Source organism: Mycetohabitans rhizoxinica HKI 454 (assembly GCF_000198775.1).
Taxonomy (GTDB): Bacteria; Pseudomonadota; Gammaproteobacteria; order Burkholderiales; family Burkholderiaceae; genus Mycetohabitans; species Mycetohabitans rhizoxinica.
This window is the reverse complement of sequence record NC_014723.1, coordinates 16,107-32,534: the sequence shown is the minus strand read 5'-3', so window position 1 is coordinate 32,534 and position 16,428 is coordinate 16,107. Positions and strand designations below refer to the sequence as shown.

General features: G+C 56.0%; 13 protein-coding genes, 6 pseudogenes and 1 other annotated feature. Of the genes and pseudogenes, 10 read left to right on the top strand and 9 right to left on the bottom strand.

Features of this window, described 5'->3' with window-relative positions:
• Positions 1-68 precede the first annotated feature (68 nt).
• Together RBRH_RS19515 and RBRH_RS20790 are read left to right on the top strand one after the other, a co-directional pair.
• Positions 69-167, top strand: a pseudogene (locus RBRH_RS19515) (transposase); the annotation flags it as partial.
• A gap of 431 nt (positions 168-598) precedes the next feature.
• A pseudogene (locus tag RBRH_RS20790) lies at positions 599-805 on the top strand (GNAT family N-acetyltransferase); the annotation flags it as partial.
• A gap of 136 nt (positions 806-941) precedes the next feature.
• On the opposite strand, the gene RBRH_RS18275 reads toward RBRH_RS20790, so the two are convergent.
• The 3 genes from RBRH_RS18275 to RBRH_RS15375 all read right to left on the bottom strand — a co-directional run bounded on the left by RBRH_RS18275 (position 942) and on the right by RBRH_RS15375 (position 4,868).
• Entirely contained in the window at positions 942-2,162 is a 1,221-nt protein-coding gene (locus RBRH_RS18275; RefSeq protein ID WP_157864637.1) for a Replication protein O, read from the bottom strand.
• 460 nt (positions 2,163-2,622) lie between these two features.
• Complete coding sequence (locus RBRH_RS15380; RefSeq protein ID WP_041755097.1) at positions 2,623-3,651, bottom strand: ParB/RepB/Spo0J family partition protein; 1,029 nt, start codon at positions 3,649-3,651, stop codon at positions 2,623-2,625.
• Positions 3,648-4,868: a ParA family protein gene (locus RBRH_RS15375; protein ID WP_013436660.1), complete on the bottom strand. Its 1,221-nt coding sequence runs from the start codon at positions 4,866-4,868 to the stop codon at positions 3,648-3,650. Before RBRH_RS15375 ends, RBRH_RS15380 begins: the two co-directional genes overlap by 4 nt.
• 467 nt (positions 4,869-5,335) lie before the next feature.
• Between RBRH_RS15375 and RBRH_RS15370 the strand changes: the two genes are divergently transcribed.
• On the top strand, positions 5,336-6,385 hold the full coding sequence (locus RBRH_RS15370; protein ID WP_041755145.1) for a Fic family protein: 1,050 nt from the start codon (positions 5,336-5,338) through the stop codon (positions 6,383-6,385).
• Between the two features lie 48 nt (positions 6,386-6,433).
• Here RBRH_RS15370 and RBRH_RS15365 read toward each other — a convergent pair whose 3' ends face one another.
• A complete protein-coding gene (locus tag RBRH_RS15365) occupies positions 6,434-7,039 on the bottom strand; it encodes a hypothetical protein (RefSeq protein WP_157864635.1) in 606 nt (201 codons plus the stop codon).
• A 112-nt stretch (positions 7,040-7,151) separates the two neighbouring features.
• Between RBRH_RS15365 and RBRH_RS15360 the strand changes: the two genes are divergently transcribed.
• On the top strand, positions 7,152-7,544 hold the full coding sequence (locus RBRH_RS15360) for a helix-turn-helix domain-containing protein (RefSeq protein WP_013436657.1): 393 nt from the start codon (positions 7,152-7,154) through the stop codon (positions 7,542-7,544).
• 728 nt (positions 7,545-8,272) lie between these two features.
• Here the strand turns inward: RBRH_RS15360 and RBRH_RS19505 are convergent.
• The gene (locus RBRH_RS19505) at positions 8,273-8,476 is read right to left on the bottom strand and encodes a hypothetical protein (protein WP_041755095.1); all 204 of its coding nucleotides are present in this window, start codon (positions 8,474-8,476) and stop codon (positions 8,273-8,275) included.
• A gap of 422 nt (positions 8,477-8,898) precedes the next feature.
• On the opposite strand from RBRH_RS19505, the gene RBRH_RS15350 reads away from it, so the two are divergent.
• Genes RBRH_RS15350 through RBRH_RS15340 form a run of 3 tightly spaced genes read left to right on the top strand, consistent with a single transcriptional unit; the run spans position 8,899 to position 9,841 of the window.
• Positions 8,899-9,198, top strand: a complete 300-nt coding sequence (locus RBRH_RS15350) for a tyrosine-type recombinase/integrase (RefSeq protein ID WP_041755094.1) — start codon at positions 8,899-8,901, stop codon at positions 9,196-9,198.
• Positions 9,195-9,509 carry a type II toxin-antitoxin system RelE/ParE family toxin gene (locus RBRH_RS15345; protein ID WP_013436653.1) on the top strand — a complete coding sequence of 105 codons (315 nt, stop codon included), beginning with the start codon at positions 9,195-9,197 and terminating at the stop codon, positions 9,507-9,509. The genes RBRH_RS15350 and RBRH_RS15345 overlap by 4 nt, the downstream gene beginning before the upstream one ends.
• Entirely contained in the window at positions 9,506-9,841 is a 336-nt protein-coding gene (locus RBRH_RS15340; protein ID WP_013436652.1) for a helix-turn-helix domain-containing protein, read from the top strand. The genes RBRH_RS15345 and RBRH_RS15340 overlap by 4 nt, the downstream gene beginning before the upstream one ends.
• Positions 9,842-9,929: 88 nt before the next feature.
• On the opposite strand, the gene RBRH_RS20785 is transcribed toward RBRH_RS15340, so the two are convergent.
• Positions 9,930-10,253: a tyrosine-type recombinase/integrase gene (locus RBRH_RS20785; protein ID WP_049786586.1), complete on the bottom strand. Its 324-nt coding sequence runs from the start codon at positions 10,251-10,253 to the stop codon at positions 9,930-9,932.
• Positions 10,254-10,613: 360 nt separating this feature from the next.
• On the opposite strand from RBRH_RS20785, the gene RBRH_RS15330 reads away from it, so the two are divergent.
• The 3 genes and pseudogenes from RBRH_RS15330 to RBRH_RS15320 form a co-directional block, all read left to right on the top strand.
• A complete protein-coding gene (locus RBRH_RS15330) occupies positions 10,614-11,426 on the top strand; it encodes a ParA family protein (protein WP_041755093.1) in 813 nt (270 codons plus the stop codon).
• A complete protein-coding gene (locus RBRH_RS15325; RefSeq protein ID WP_013436649.1) occupies positions 11,427-12,308 on the top strand; it encodes a ParB/RepB/Spo0J family partition protein in 882 nt (293 codons plus the stop codon).
• Positions 12,309-12,877: 569 nt separating this feature from the next.
• A pseudogene (locus tag RBRH_RS15320) lies at positions 12,878-13,114 on the top strand (transposase); the annotation flags it as partial.
• A 68-nt stretch (positions 13,115-13,182) separates the two neighbouring features.
• Here RBRH_RS15320 and RBRH_RS15315 read toward each other — a convergent pair.
• The 3 pseudogenes from RBRH_RS15315 to RBRH_RS18260 all read right to left on the bottom strand — a co-directional run.
• Positions 13,183-13,647, bottom strand: a pseudogene (locus RBRH_RS15315) (IS3 family transposase); the annotation flags it as partial.
• Positions 13,648-13,730: 83 nt separating this feature from the next.
• A pseudogene (locus RBRH_RS15310) lies at positions 13,731-14,956 on the bottom strand (reverse transcriptase domain-containing protein).
• Positions 14,957-15,630: 674 nt separating this feature from the next.
• Positions 15,631-16,373: pseudogene (locus tag RBRH_RS18260) on the bottom strand (IS3 family transposase); the annotation flags it as partial.
• Positions 15,976-16,092 (bottom strand) — a sequence feature (AL1L pseudoknot). Its footprint overlaps the pseudogene before it by 117 nt.
• Positions 16,374-16,428: the final 55 nt, after the last annotated feature.

Here is a 16,428-nt window from a genome sequence, read left to right as displayed (position 1 = left end):
GGTAACGAAAGCTGTCACACCGCCCTTTCTTCTTGAAGCGCGGCAGCCGGCCCGCTTGGCGACCCAGCGTCTGCGCCGACTTCGAAGCGGAACTGGTGAAGTTCGACGACGAGGATGACCATGCCCATCTGCAAGTGAACTACCTACCGGAAGTCGCCGTCTCAGCTTGGGCTAAGCAGCAGTCCCGCCATTACTCCAACTTGCGCGGTAGCTTGAGCGTCGTGTTCGGCAGTCGCGTCCATGCGTAGAGTGCCTTTGGACAATCAAGCAAAACAGATCGCAACTCTCAAACGCAAAAGCCGCGCAAGCATTGAGCCGTCCATTCCCTACGGCGCCAAAGACAGTAGTACTCGGCAGCCGCTGCTACGCGTTCCTCGGCGTCGACTTGGTAGTCGCCGTGTTGCTGCGATCATCCGTGGCGATCCTGTATTTGCGTCCGCCGGCGGGCCAAGGGGCCTCGGTCAGACCGGCGAGGCCCGCCCTTCATTGCCTGATAATGGCTATTATCAGGTAATTATTTATCCCCAGTTGCGGCTAGCCCTACGCCCATGCTTTTGCGTTCAGAGAAGAAGGCCAGCGGCACAACAAACGCACATTTGCAGTCGATCGACGGGCTCAGGACATCAAACTCGGTGCGGCTTTGCTGCAAGACGCGGTATGCTGAGTACAAGCCGTATCGGAGAATGTCGACGTTTGAGCCTTGCTTGTCTATGCGCTGCATTATCATGTGCGTCCGTTCTACGAGCGCTACGGATTTCAATCCTCGCCAGTGCATTCTATGACGTTAATGTTGCGACTACCGTGAGGCAGCCATACGCAAAGGACCACTGGCGCTACGAAGTGAGCACCGGCGCTTACGCCGGATGGCCGATGCGACGTTGAATCCGTCCAAGCTCTCGCTCGTCTTGCGGCGAACAGTGTTTGACTCTGTCTGATCGCGATTACGCCGAAAACGAGTACGCCGTCGCCCGGCGCTTCAACAGCTCCCGCATTTGCTGCACATGTGTAAGGGAGCCAGCGACCTGCCCTCCTTCCTCGCTCATCTTTTCAGATCTCCTGCAGCTTCCATCAACCGCTTGATGAGCGGAATGGCACACCTTTGCGCTGCGCTGTAACCGCCCACTCACGATGGCGCGTGCGATGTCTAGCATTCGAGTCCCGGCCGCTGACCTCGGCCGCGTTTCACCAGGAAGATGAAGCAAGGCGTTTGCCCCATCTTCACTGATTTCGACAGTTAGACCTTTCGTTGGATCGACGAACGTCAGGCCAGCCGCGTCGTGCAAAGCTTGGGTTAGACTCCGATGGTCAGCGTCGTGCTGGATCCGTTGATGGGCTTCATCGCGGCGTTGGCGAGCCTGATAGCCGAAATCGACCGGTTTGCGAAGCAGCGATCGAAGGTATGCAATGGGGGCAACCGCTTTTTTAAGCGAGTGCCAGCACATGTCGACAACATCGGAGAGGCGTTTGCCGCTTTTTCGTGCTTCGCTCATGAGTTTGAAGATGAAAAATTTATTAAAGCCCAGCGAAGTGAGGCGTTCGAGATCTTGAGGCAGGGCGCCTGGTTGTCTCTTTTGAAAAGCAGTAGGGTAAAGATCCTTATATATAGCACCGTCTGCCATGTTGGCAGACGGTAGAGTTGATGATTGTGTAGAGGATGTGGGAATGGCTGGAGCATTGGCTGTGGTAGTGTCCAATGCCGGTGCTGATACCTCGTCTTGTGGCTCAACGAGGCCGAGCAAAGTGGCGGCTTTGGGCGTTAAATGCAAGTATGCACGGCCAAACAGGCCTACGCCGCCATGGCGCTTCTGCGGTGGACGGTCAATGAGGCCGGCCGCTTCGAGATCATCGAGACCGCGGTAGAACGTGCGCATCGACTGCAGCGCGCGGCCAGTAAGCAGCTCACGGCGCGCGAAGATAGCGGCGTAGGGCCGCTGAGCATCAACGGTGCGTGCAAGGGCCGCGAGCAGCGCGCGCGCGCGCGCGGGCAGCTGCGCGAGGTGTTCGGCGCGAAAGGCAGCCCGGAAAATTAGCCACGGCAGATTGGTGGTGTCGCAGGCGAACTGCGACAGTGCTTCAGTATCGTCTGGTACGGGGGTGAAGTGCTGTTGATTCGGGGGACAAACGCTTCCCTCGCCAGCAACAAAGTGTTGCGCGATAGACATATCCAGCGCCCATTTATACAAAATGGTCGATCAACGCTTGACTGTTTCTCACACTGCGCTACACTCTTAGTGCTTGATCTTACCGATTGCCGTCGGTCGAGCATAGCTGGGCGAGGTTGCAGTCAAGCCCTAGACTCAAAAGCCTTCGGTTGCCGCCGAAGGCTTTTGTTTGATAGTGTGGTCGTTAGATCATATTTCCCCCGAATTACCAACTCATTGATTTTTAACGATTCCCCGCTGGGGAAAGCTAAGAGTAGCTGAGTAAGGTTACAGTCGAACTCTATATTGAAAGGCCTCTGGTTCCAGCCAGGGGCCTTTTGTTTGGTGTCTTGGTCGGTAGGTCATTTTTGTTCCCTAATTTGCAACTCATTGATTTTTAACGATTCCCCACTGGGGAGAGTTAAGGTCGTGCTTGCTAGAGTGCATAACCTCTATGCTTTGACCATCCCCTATTGCGAATTCATTGCGTCGATTGAGCTTCTATCTGCGCGCGAATAAAGCTTTCAATTTTCTCTGCCCAACATGACGCTTTGATTTCGCTTTCCTTTCCGCTGAATCGCACGCCAATTACGCCATTGCGGACTGAAAGTTCGCAAAACTTTTTTTTGTCACTGAGAATCGTACGCGTGACCGGAGCTGTTGGTCGAGACGGTTTAGGCCTTGCCAACTCTAAAGCGCGTTTTTGAGACATTGATTCATCACTGACTAGAGCTTCGATCGCTTTAACTACTGATTCCGCGTTTCCATTGCTTGCCAAAAACGCGAATTTTTCCGCAGCGTGTCCACCGATCCTGTCAGGGCGTTTCGCAATTGCTTCGAGAGCTGTTGAGGGAAGTTTCTCAAAAGCTAGAATGCGTGAAACGTGGGAGGTGCTAAGTCCCGATGCCTCAAGGATGTCGGCACGAGTAAACCCCGACTCTTTTTGGAGTCGAACAAATTGTCTATATTTTTCATAGTCCGGCAGCGAAGGGGCGAGTAAGTTGGAGAACGTGGCACCTAGCTCTGCGCTCCTGGCGTCGCCAATAAACGGGATGCCGCGAATCTTCGTCCTACCGAGGTCATCGCGATAGATCGCTACGCGATTGTTTCCCGATACAATCTCGTTTTTCCCGTTGCCGAGTGGACGATATACAATCGGGTGAACCAGTTCGTTCTTAGCTAGATTTGAACGAAGTTCTTCGTACTCCGACGGGGAGAGCACTCGGCGCCGTCCTGGTACTTCAACCAAAGTGGCAATATCTACCTCAACAGCGCCGGCTGTGCCACCTACACTCTGTAGTGCTTCAAGTTGATGTAAAGCGTCATCGAGTTGCCGCTTGACCTCTTCCGCCTCTGCTGCGGAAGCTGCGGCTCTATCTTCCGCCTCATTAATCCTGTTTGCGAACTCGAACATCCGCCCTGGCGCTGTACGCGCTATGCCCTGTCGAGCGGTCCGGTTTGATTGTTGGCTGGGTTCCAGGGCCGCCGTTTTTTCAAGTAATTTACTCATTCGGTGATCTCCTTCGTCCACATCCGGACAAAATGGTCATCGATACATTCGGAAAGAGCGTCGAGAGGCGCTTTTAAACGCTCGTATTGCTCGCCGGTCATCCGGGTTGCTCCGTCGGCATCGACGTCAAGCCGTTTTTGGTCGTAGACTGTCGACAAAGCGCCAAGGGAGGCTGCTTGAACTTTTGAATCGGGCACATACAAAGGAAAGACTCTATCGCCGTAAGCTTTCCTAATCCAACCCTGCACGCCCCTTGACGCGTCAAAAGGGCGAACTTTGGTCATGAAGATGTTGATAAAATCGTAGCGTTTGCTTTCCGCCTTCGGCAGGCGGCTCGCGATTTCCGCAAACATTTGCCAAAATTGAGTGGAACTCGCGAAGTCCAGTGCTTCAGGGGGTAAAGGCATGACGATCGCGTCTGCTGCCATCAGCACATTTGTAGTTAAGTAGCTGAGTGCTGGGGGAGTGTCGATGACAGCCACGTCGTACTCCGATAGCAGTGGCTGTAGCCCTTTGTTCACTATATTCCAAAACTCAAACCGACTATCTTGTGAAATGTTCGCTGGAATTGCGTACTCGGCATCCTGAAGAGTGTTGCAGGCAGGGATTACATCGAGATTCGTCCAATAGGTCTTCCTGACTGCGTATTGAAGTGTGCTTTCATCGCCATAAATGAGCGGCAGCAGCGTGTCGGTATCGGTAATTTCGGCATCGGGTGCGTAGCCGCACAGCTGGGTCGCCGAGCCCTGCGGATCGCAATCAATAAGCAGAACCTTGCGACCTAATAGCGTAAGCTTCTGCGCTACGCTTACTGAGGTGGACGTTTTTGCAACTCCACCTTTAAAGTTGGCAAACGCTACTACTCTTCCTCGTACCCCTTGCGGCCGTTGCGCCCGACGGCTGGTTGCCTTGATCCAAGTTAGCGTTTCCTCGAGCGAAAATAGCTTGGCCTTACCTGGACCAGTTTGCGTTCCGGCAGGAAGTCCTAATTTTGTAGTAAGGTACTTCATTCGCTGTTTCTCGAGCCCGCAGAGAGTCGCGATGTTTGCCGCTGTAAAAGTAGGAGGATGCTTACGTGGATAAGGTTCAAGCATTGTCGCTCGCACCTGATCCAACATGTCCAACGCTCGACCGGCGATTTCGTCCCGGATGTCAGCGATGGACACGGATTGATCAATCTCCGGCACCTTTGAAATGAGCAGATCATTTGCGGTCACGGTGCTATCCTAGTTGCTTAGAAATTYSRASGWGGTATGAAAAAAACCAGCTAACCCGGAGAATAAAGGGTCGCTCCGTAAAATTCAAGTAAACTCTACAAGGTTGATGTGTTGCGATGCGAGAAATAGATCATCAACGGCGCGCACAACACACCACGGTTCAAGCGCCGACATATTCAAATCCGCTCGACAGCGGGGCTTCCTACGGAGTGTTATGCACTCTCAGCGAGGCTCAGAATCGAATCGAGTTCGAGAACGCAGACCTTATCCGAGCGACGTGACGGACGAAGGATGGAGCTTCGCTGCTCCATATTTGTCGTTGATGGAGCCAGACGCATCACAAAGACGGTATGAATTGCGCGAGTTGTCTTGTAGAGCAGTCCTTCGGGATTCCAGCGTACCCGTCGTGTCATTCTTCATTCATTTTGCATTGTGAGAATGGGTGGAAATGGGTGTATGATTGGCTCATGTTTCGAACCGACACCCTTCAAATCACGCCAGAGATCCTGGGTCTGATTGCCCGGATCGACGAATTCAAAGGTGCATGGCGTGCCCTGGGCACGCTTGCGCCAGGCCGGTTGTTGTCCCTGCGACGAGTGGCGACCATTGAGAGCATCGGCTCGTCCACCCGCATTGAAGGCAGCAGGCTTTCTGACCGGGAAGTCGAACGATTGCTGTCGAACTTGGCTATCCAAAAGCTCGAAACGAGAGATGAGCAGGAAGTGGCAGGATATGCCGAACTCATGGACTTGATGTGCCATTCATGGCAGGACCTTCCATTCAACGAGAATCACATCAAGCAACTGCATCAAATCCTTCTGCGGCATAGCCTGAAGGACGAACGGCACCGGGGCCACTACAAGACAAGTTCCAACAGCGTCGCCGCTTTCGACGAAAATGGCAGGCAACTCGGCGTCGTGTTCGAAACGGCCACACCCTTTGACACGCCGCGCCTCATGACCGAATTGGTATCGTGGGTCAGCGCCGAGCGCGAAAAAGCACGCCTGCACCCGCTGCTGATCGTTGCCATTTTTGTCGTCGTGTTTTTGGAAATCCATCCATTCCAGGATGGAAATGGGCGGCTCAGTCGTGTGCTGACGACCTTGCTGCTGCTTCAGGCTGGCTATGCCTATGTGCCGTATAGTTCGCTGGAAAGCGTGATCGAGGCGAACAAGGAGAGCTACTATCTGGCTTTGCGTCAGACCCAAGGGACAATCCGCAGCGATAAGCCGGACTGGCAGCCGTGGCTGATGTTTTTTCTTCGCTCGCTTGCCGAACAGGTGCGACGGCTTGAGAAGAAAGTGGAGCGCGAGAAGATCGTGCTGGCGTCTTTGCCTGCGCTGTCCTTACAAATTGTCGAGTTCGCCCGGGAGCACGGACGAATCACAATGGCCGAAGCGATCAAGCTCACCGGTAGCAGCCGCAATACGTTGAAGCAGCACTTCCGCGATCTGGTCGAAAGAGGGCATTTGGAGCCGCACGGCAGTGGGCGCGGCGCGTGGTACGGCATGAAATAACGAGGCTCGCAATGAGCGTAAGGCCATGTCCGCTCATTGCGAGCCGCGTCAAGTACGATACCCATCTCGCAGCACAACACGCAATGCCCGTCGCATCGCCCGCGCGAGACGGATTGCGGTATGACGATAAAGCCCCTGCACAATCGCATAATCGAGCCCGTCGGCCTCGACCACGATGCACCACTTCGCCTGGTGCCTGGGATCGCAAAGCCGCCGCGGCGAGGCCTGCGGCTCACTGGGTGTCGCGCGCAACGACAGCAGTACTGCGCGGCGCCCGCTTGGCGAGACCAAGCAAACGCGATTGATCCGATGCATCGCGATACGGATTGGCTCCGATTCCACCCCATACCAAACGATACCCGTTGTACTAATACTGAACCGGCTTTCGCTCAGGGCCAGCTTCAACCGACGCAGCCAATACCAGGCGCTCAGCAACTCGCACAGCACGACTGCGATGCCCAATTCAAGATGCACGATGAATGCGGTGGCGGTCGTGCCGGCGGCGGCGAGCCATACGCCCATGCTTTTGCTTTCAGTAAGGAAGGCCGGCAGCACGATGAAGCGCACGTGTGCCTGGTCCACTGCATTGACGTGAAATCCTTTCACCGCGGTATCTGCTGCCGGATAGCTCTGGGTCGTGCGGGTAAGGTGCACGTAAGTTTGCCCTTTAGAAAATAATGTATTACAAATATTATTACGTACGACCTTCTTCTGTAAACCGACTCCTATCCGCACACTCGCGGTTTCGGTTTAACGGGAAGGGCAGGTGGCGCAGGAGAATGAGTCGCGCAGCAAACTCGCGCGAACGATAGGCCAAGCCATCGCGCGACAGCGCAGGCTGCGTGGACTGACACAGGAACAGCTCTCGGAAGCGGCGGGGCTGGCGCAGGCCTCGCTGTCCCAGATAGAGCGCGGCAGGGTGCTGCCCGGTCTTGACCGGTTGGCGCAGCTCGCGCAGTTGCTCGACTGTCGCCTCGTGGATTTGGTGGCAGAAGGGGGCACCGGTGCGCTGGACTGCGCTATGCGCATGCACGCGAAGTTGGCGGCGTTATCGCCCACGCAGCAGGAGGCACTGGAACATCTGCTGGACGAGGCCATTGTGATGGTGACCGGCACTCGCACGGCCGCTCGCAGGCGTGGTCGGAAAGCCGCGAGTTGACACGGCGAGGGTGCCGCGTGGCATCGTATCGAGTGCGCCACGCCCGTGCGTGTACGCTGCGTTGTTCAGAACAGGACTCAGTGTGCTTATCGCAACGCATGTGGCACGAGCGCAAAAATGAGCAGGTAAAACTAGATTCTACGCACGTTGTAGCGCACGCTACAACGTGAGCGCCTCCCGTAAAAGCTCACCCCGATGGTATGTCGACTAGGTAGACTTGCTGGTTTCCAACCATAGTTGACAGTTTTGCTGTGAGCGCCGCGCTGCCCTTTCAAGCATCAAGCCGCTGCAAACCGCTCAACGCTTGAATTGCGTGGCCGCGCTGCCCCAGTGGACTCGTGCGCTGTCAAGGCTGGGTTTGTCTCAAGATGGACGGCGAATACGGTGGCACGATAAGTCAGCCATACTTGGAACCCGTCTGCGTGAAACAATGACGATTTAAACGCCCTAGCCGGAAAACCAATGGCAGCAAGGCAGAGCGCTGTAATAGGGCAATTGTTTCACGGTTTTTCGCGACAGGAAGGGTGGTTGGCAGGTGTATCGACGGCAGTTTGAGGCGCTATTCGGGCAGAACTGCGCCGGCACTGTTTTTTGTAACATATGTTACGTAATTTGTAGTTTATTGAATGCTGTATCCCTTGTGCCATTGGCAAATCTACCTATTGTGACCGGCAAAAATAGTTGTCGCCAGACAAGAGCGCTTGCAGCGCGACGCACAAGAGCGAGAGTCAGCGCTGACCCAAGCGTGCGCCGATTGTGCTCGCTAACTCGATAAATTGCGGGCCGACACCGCGCGCCTGATCCAAGAGCGCGATGCCGTTGTACGGCGGGTTGAGCAGAATGCGGCGCAGCACCACGCTAAATTTCAGGCGCAACTGGGTGACGCGTGCCAGTAGATCGGTGCGCTTGAAGGCAGCTTGGCGGCGCTGCATCGCATCAACACCGACACTGAAAAAGCGCGGCGCGCGCAGGCTAAGTCTGCATCGGGTCGAACCGCCGGCCCTATTGGGTGGCAACGCCCAGCGACGCATGCAGTGACACAGTCCCCGACCCTTGGTGAGGCCTGAGCGAGGCATAGGCGGTAGTTGGTGAACCCAATGAGTGGCCTCATGATCCTGTAGTGTAGGTACCGGATTACCAAACCAAGAACACCTCGATTGCTAGCGCGGCAATGGGGCTTCTTCGATCGGTGCGTGCTGCACGTGAGGTGCCTTTGGCGTGCCTGCCAAAGGTCGTAGGCAGCCTGCCCGGCCATCCATACATCAGCCCGGCCGCAGCTGTCGCGAGCTGCGGATGAAGGTGTGCTGTTCCGGCGGGAGCGGGAGACAGCATCGGCACGCGTAACTTGGGATGGATGGTATCGGACTACACCAAGCGTTCGGGGGACAAGAGCGGTTCGTGCCACCTGTTCCATCACACGATGGTGACGCTGATGCTGGAGAATGGAGCGGACGTGCGGTTCATGCAGGTAATGCTGCACCACGCGCAGCTCACGAGCACGCAGATGTACACACAGGTGGCGATTCGGGAGATGAATGAGATTTACACGGCGACGCACCCGGCGTGGTTGGAGCGGCCAGAGCAGCAAGAGATCGAAGTGGCAAAGCCTGCGCGGCGGCTGCATCGGGTGTATGAAAAGAGAAAATCGAAGTGAAGAGCAGGCACGGATTGCTGGCTGAACCGTCTGAGGCTCGCCGAGAGGCGGGCTTTCAACTGGGCCGAATTCAAGTGGGGCTTGATCCTGAAGACTGGAAGCCGTTCGACGACGTGAGCGCAGGAGTACGGGAGATTCGCATCCGGGATGTGAGCGGGATCTATCGGGTAATGTACGTGGCGAAATTCGAGGAAGCGATCTACGTATTGCACTGCTTCCAAAAGAAGACGCAAGCGACGCCGAAGCCCGACAAAGAGATCGCAGCGGCTCGCTATCGGGCGATTGTCCGGGAAAGGAAGGGACAGAGATGAACAAAGTTGATACAAGTATCCGGCATGTGACGAAGCCGGGAGCAAACCTGTTCGTAGAACTCGGCTTCGCGCCTGACGAGGCGCGGCGGTATCAAGCCAAGTCGCAAGCGCTGATCAGTCAGACGATGGCGCTCAAAGAGCAACTCATGGGCGAACTCGCGTCGTGGATCGAGGTTCATCATCTCAAACAAGCGGAGGCTGCGCAGATATTGCATATTACACGGCCTCGCGTGTCGGACGTAGTAAACAAAAAGGCGGGCAAGTTTACGATCGACACATTAGTGGACATGCTGGCTCGCGTGGGCAAGCCGGTCAAAGTCATGGCGGGATAAATCTGGTGCAAGCAGTGTTAGCGGTAACGAGCTATCTTTTTAGGCCGTTATCGATGCGGTATTGAGCGAGGCGCGCCGCATATAAAGTCTATGAGATGAATCTGTCTTCGCTTTGTCTATTGGGCGGTATAAGTGGCGCATCGTGCCAGTGCATTTTGTGACCGGCCACCGTCTCGCGGTGCCGCGTGTCCTCTTGCTGGTGCAGGTATCGGCTTGTGGTGGTCAGCGACACGTGACCCAGATTATCGCCCACCGTGCGCAGATCGAGGCCACCGTCGGCCTGATGTGACCCGGCGGTATGCCTGAGCCAGTGCGCCGACGCACGGTCCAGTTCGTCGACGCGCTTGGCGAACTCGGCTCCGCGCGCCCGCAGCCACGACGCGGTACGGCTGAATATATTCTTGCGCGCCATTGAGGATCGAGCGCGACAGACAGCGGCGTTGGCCTTTAAAAGGCATGACCAGCGGCGTGGTGTCGGCTTGGTCGGGCAACGGAAGCAGGCCACATGCTTGGTGATAGTGGGCTAGCTCAGCGATCAGCTCCGGCGACGCCGGCACGATTCGCGCGCGTTTTCCCTTGCCAACGATCTCGAGCCATCATTAGTGCTGCTCCTGCGTGCTCAGATGCCGCGAGAAGTCGCCCATTGTTGCGCTGGCGACCTTGGGTTTCCGTTGCCCTACAGCTACAGTGTCCAAAGTTTGGACGAGTCTGGAATTTACTTCTACCGAATGTGAATGTATCGTGCACGGAAACCGGATATAACGCACACAAAATGATCGTTTTCAAACAAACAAAAGTTTTTGCCGTGACCAACCACAAGGGTGGCGTCGGCAAAACGACAACAACGATCAACCTGGCTGACGGTTTTGCCAGCGCCGGATTGAATGTTCTCGTTGTCGATCTGGATCCGCAGGCGAACGCAAGCCTACATCTCGGGAAAGAACACCCGAGCGCGGTGACGGTGACATCGGCTGAGCTTCTGCTTGGAGGCGTCGACATTCTTCCAAGAGCGGTTCAGGAGGACACCCACATCGACGGTGTTTCGTTGATCTATGGGTCGCTTGCGCTTGGCAAAGCCGAAGATGAACTGAAGGATCAGACTCCGCGGCCGTCCGAAGAACTTCGTATGAAGTTGGAGCCGGCGGACGGCATCTACGATGTGATCCTGATTGACTGTCCACCAAGCCTCAAGCTGCTCACGAGTAACGCTATAGCCGCCGCTACTCATGTCATTGTTCCGGTTGAGTCAGGCTCCCAGTACGGCCTGTACGGTGCCGAGGACTTGTTAAAACACATAGAAAAGATTAAGCGCGTTAACCCAACGCTCAAGCTTCTCGGCGCCCTGCTTCTCAAGCACGACGAGCGTCAAACGGTTTGTAAAATGCTCGAGAGCACTGCAGTTAAGACATTTGGAGAAATTTTGCCAGTAAAGATTTCGACGAGCACGAAGGTGAACCAGGCGGCAGTCATGCAGCAAAGCTTGCATGCGTTGGACCGTTCGTCCAAGGTAGCTCGCGAGTATCGCCAGCTGTCGAGCGAGCTTATCAAGATGCTCGGCCTCAAGGCACAAACTGCGGAGGTGTAGATGGCAGCAAAAAATTTGAAGGTTATGCTTGAGGCGAAGGCTGCCGAGAACACCAAGCGGCACCATGAGGCAAGCCATACGAGCGATTTTGATGTGGGTCGTCAGCACATGATGATTCCGGTCGACAAGATCGAGCCGAATCCGTTCCAGCCACGTACTGTCTTTAATGAGGCCAAGATACGCGAGCTCGCGACCACAATTAGCGCTGACGGGCTCGGGGAACCGGTGCTGCTGCGTTGTAAAGGCGACGGATACCAGCTCATTGCTGGCGAAAGGCGCTGGCGAGCAGTTAAATTGTTGAACCAGCCGACAATCGAGGCGCTCGTCATTGATGCGGATGATGCGAAGACCGCGATACTTGCGCTTGTGGAAAACTTACAGCGCGAGGACTTGGCTGACTTCGAAGTGGCACTCGGAATCAAGCTAGTGATGGATCAGTTCCCTCAGCGGTCCAAACTCGCGGAGTACTTAGGTATTGAGCGGTCGGACCTTTATCGCTATCTAGCGTTTCACGCTCTGCCTGAGTCTGTCCAGGAGCGGCTGCGGGCAAATCCAGCATTGCTCGGTCGCGTGGCGGCTGCGGATATCGTCAAGGTACTGAAGGACGGCGAGAGTACCCCCGATCTCATTGAGCGGCTCGATCAAGCTATCACCCTTGTGGAGCGAGGACGGCTGGATCAGACTAAGGTCGCCAGTCATATTGCGAGAACGAGCGGTGGTGGTGTCTCGCTAGCTCAAAAAACCCCTTTGATGTCAAATGGCAGCAAAGTTGGAACTTTCGCACGCGACCATAAGAACGTTGTGGTTAAGATAGCGGCTGAAGCGCTATCCGATGAAAAAGCAGCCAAGCTGCAAAAATTCGTCGTTGAGTTGCTTAGATAGCGAGTCCAGGTTTCAACTTGTCCAAAGTTTGGACAGGGTTGTAGGGGCTGTTTTTGCGGCCCATTGCAGTGGAAGGTCTTGGTTCGTGGCTCGTGTCCAAACTTTGGACAACGCGTTTAGGTGCTATGAGACAGCAGCGCATAGGTAAGGTAGGCTATGCCTGCAGCCGAAGAGCTGTACCGAATGCCAGCATTTCGCCTATCGGATGCAGCCTTGATCGCAGCATACGGTAAGTGAGCAGGAAGATTGCAGTTCAGAATGAAAACCGAACGCATAGCGGGCCGGTCCGGCTGGCGAAAGCGAACGGCTTAAGCTTCGATGTGACTGGCGASCCGTCTTGTGCGTGACCTGCCCGGCGATTTTCGGCCCAGTTGAAAATTGAGAGAATGGCTTCCAACGGAGAAAGGAAGTCATGAAGAAGAGCCGGTTTACGGAAGAGCAGATGGTTATGATCCTGCGCGAGGCGGACAAGACGCCAGTCGTGGAGTGAGGCTACCCCAAAAAACTGGGCCATTCAAAAGTAGAAAAAATCCGGCATGATGCAACCTTGACAAGCAGAAGGTCATGTCGTGAAGAAGAGCCGATACACTGAAGAACAGATTACATTTGCGTTGAAACAGGCAGAGCTGGGCACGCCGGCAGCTGAGGTGTGCCGCAAGATGGGCATCAGCGATGCGACGTTCTATAACTGGCGCCAGAAGTATGGGGGCCTGGGCCCGTCGGAGCTGCGTCGCCTGAAGCAGCTCGAAGAGGAGAACACGAAGCTCAAGCGGCTGGTGGCGGAGCTGTCGCTGGACAAATCCATGAACCGCCCCGGGAATCGTGGAGGCCGGTTGGTTTAAGTTAATGCGGGCACACCATCGGTATTTCTGAGTTACCTGTAGTAGTTTGCCTCAGCTTCGGCGGGTGGGATATAGCCGAGCGGTTCCATCAGACGATGATGGTTGTACCAGGCGACCCATTCAAGCGTTGCCAATTCGACGGATTCCCTTGTTTTCCAAGGAGCACGCCGATGAATCAGTTCCGTCTTGTACAGGCCGTTGATCGTTTCAGCCAACGCGTTATCGTAGCTGTCACCACGGCTGCCTACTGATGGCTCGATGCCTGCTTCGGCCAGTCGCTCGCTATACCGAATGCTGACGTATTGCGACCCTCTGTCCGAATAATGGACCAGTGTTCCGTCGTTGCCCGGCTGGCGGGCGTACAGCGCCTGTTCAAGTGCATCCAGAACGAAGTGCGTGGTCATCGACGAACCGACGCGCCAGCCAACGATGCGACGGGCGAACACGTCGATCACGAACGCCACATACAGCCAGCCTTGCCATGTCGACAGTGGAGTAAGAGGCAGGGCGTAGTCGAACTATCTCCCTGCCTCTCCTCCCCGAACCGGACTTGCACCTCTCAGCGCATCCGGCTCTCCATTCAAGCGTTGCTCATAGCAAAGGCGACATCGGCATAGCGCGACTCGATGGTGTTCCGGGCCTCATCGCACATGATGTACGGATTTTCCGACGGCGTACGCCACCTGAATTGGCCCTTCCGGCTGGTAACAAGACGCCGAAGCGCCACCACCCCATACCAACCTCGACTGTTTTGGCCTTGCAGCACCCATGTCGTAGCCTGTCCCGGTTCTGGTGCCCGGATGTAGTCACGCATCAGCGAACTGAACCCGCGCCGATACCTGCGCGCGAGCCAGTAGCCGAATTTCCAGAAGACCGTGCGGTCCAGTTTTCTAAAAACTCACGGCATGCTTCGCGCACTGCCTCGGCATGTTCACGAGTTCCCTTGACCACTATCACAAAGTCATCTGCATACCGACAGTAGGCGACAGCTGGTTTCCACTGGCGGTTTTCTCGCACGGTAATCGGACGCTGTTTGAGAATGGCGAAGTTCCACGCCCACCGATCTTTGCGCACCTTCTTTCTCAGGTAGTTCCTTTCCATCCACGCATCGAATTCGTGCAGCATGATGTTGGATAGCAGCGGCGAGATGACACCGCCTTGGGGAACGCCTTCACTCGCGGCACGAAACAAATCACGATCAACGCAGCCCGCCTTGATGAACTTCCAGAGCAGAGCAAGGAAGCGCTGGTCGGCGATCCGCTTACGGATTCCCCTCAGAAGCAAACGATGATGAACGGTGTCGAAGTAGCTGGCGAGGTCGCCCTCGATAACCCAGCGTCCGGCGACACTGTGTTTGCCACCGTCTTGTAGCTGAAGCTTCACCGTGCGAATCGCGTGATGAACACTACGGGCCGGTCTGAAWCCATATGAAGCCGGATGGAAATCGCTCTCCCATATCGGCTCCATCGCCATCAGCATGGCCCGTTGTACGATCCGATCCCGCAGGCTCGGAATGCCGAGTGGCCTGAGCTTGCCGTTCGCTTTCGGTATGTACACGCGTCGTGCGGGCAGCGGACTATACGATCCCGCCAGCAGTTCTTCGCGTATCCTCGCCAGTTCATGCTGGAGATTTGCTTCCAACGTGCCTCTGTCGACTCCGTCCACACCCGGCGTGCGAGCTCCGCTGGATACCAGCGTAATGCGAGCCGCTTCGCTCAGCCAATCTCTATCGGCAATCAGTCTCAGGAGTCGATTGAACTTGCGCTCTTTGTTCTGCGTTGACCACGTCGCCAGTTTGCTTTGCATTTCACTGATTATCAAAGGTCTTCACCTCACTATGGTCAGTTAATTAACCAAGCAAACCACTTCAACTGCCTCCCTTCGCCGTGTGGCCGGCTCTCCCGACCTCGGACTACTACGGAGGCTCCGCCAGCCTACACGTCATCGGTGGCACACTCCCTTGGCATCCGTGCAGACCTTCCCCAGTTCACATGTCGGACTCAACGCATGGGCGAGGTTGCCTGTCGCAGTMCTTTATCCTTGCTTGCCGCARGTCGTCGCGAACACCATGGTCTAGCTGCGCGCTCCCCGTGGTTCCCTGCCGACCAGCATACATATCCAGTCAGCCCTCGTGCTGCCGGGCCATACGTGTAACCGGCAACAGTCCGCGTTCTGCCCATAAAGCGGTGTGGGCAGAGGTGACATTTCAACCCTCAGATGCGGTTTAACAGGTTCGTGTTCCTCAACCGTCCCATGCTCAGCCTGGAGGCTCATCTTGGCGTAACCGCTTCGCCGCAAGCCCCGTTTCCCACGGACTACGTCACCTTGCCAGTGTCGGCAAGTCACCGCCGCTTCGGCTCACTTCCTCTCGCAGCAAAGGAAGGGCATACCCCAACGTCAACTTCTCCGGGGTATTGCATTCCAAGCATGCTCAAGCAGCGCCACCCCCATGCGGGCGGGCTACGCTGGCTGGGCGTACCATAGGTGAAGTCCGACACCCAGAGCTGATTCGGTCGGTCAGCTTTGAACTGTCGGTTGACCCGGTCCAGCGGGCGCGGCGCGCTCATATCGGCAATTGTTGTGCGCACACGCTTGCCGCGGACCGCGCCACGCAAGCCCTGCAGCCTCATCAGTCGTTCGACCGTGCAGCGTGCCACCACAATGCCTTCCCGGTTCATCTGTCTCCAGACCTTTGGCACGCCATAGACCTGCATGTTGACTTGCCAAACACGCTTGATCTCGGGTTGCAGAATCTCATCACGTTTTGCACGGGCGCAGCCTTTGGACGAGTCGCGAAGCAGCGCCGTATGGCGTCGGTAGCCCGACGGGGCAATCCGCAAGACCTTGCAGATCGGCTCGACCCCGAAGGTGTCGCGAGGCTGATCGACGAAAGCCTTTAGGACTTGAATCGGCGGTCGAGCTGCGCCTGCGCGAAAAACGCGCTCGCCAGCTTGAGAATCTCGTTGGTACGGCGCAGTTCCTTGACCTCGCGCTCCAGGGCCTTGATACGCTCGCGCTCGGCGGTGCTCACGCCATCGCGCTCACCGCGATCGAGCTGCTCACGCTTGACCCAATCCAGCAACGTTTGCGGCGTGCAGCCGATCATCGGTGCAATCGATTCGACTGCCGCCCACATCGATGGGTGTTCACTACGCTGCTCGCGTACCAGGCGCACTGCGCGCTCTCGCACTTCCGGGGAAAACTGGCTTGGCTTCTTATTCATGGCTCCATTCTCTCAAGAGTTGGAGCCTCCACCAAACCCGGGGCGGTTCAGTACG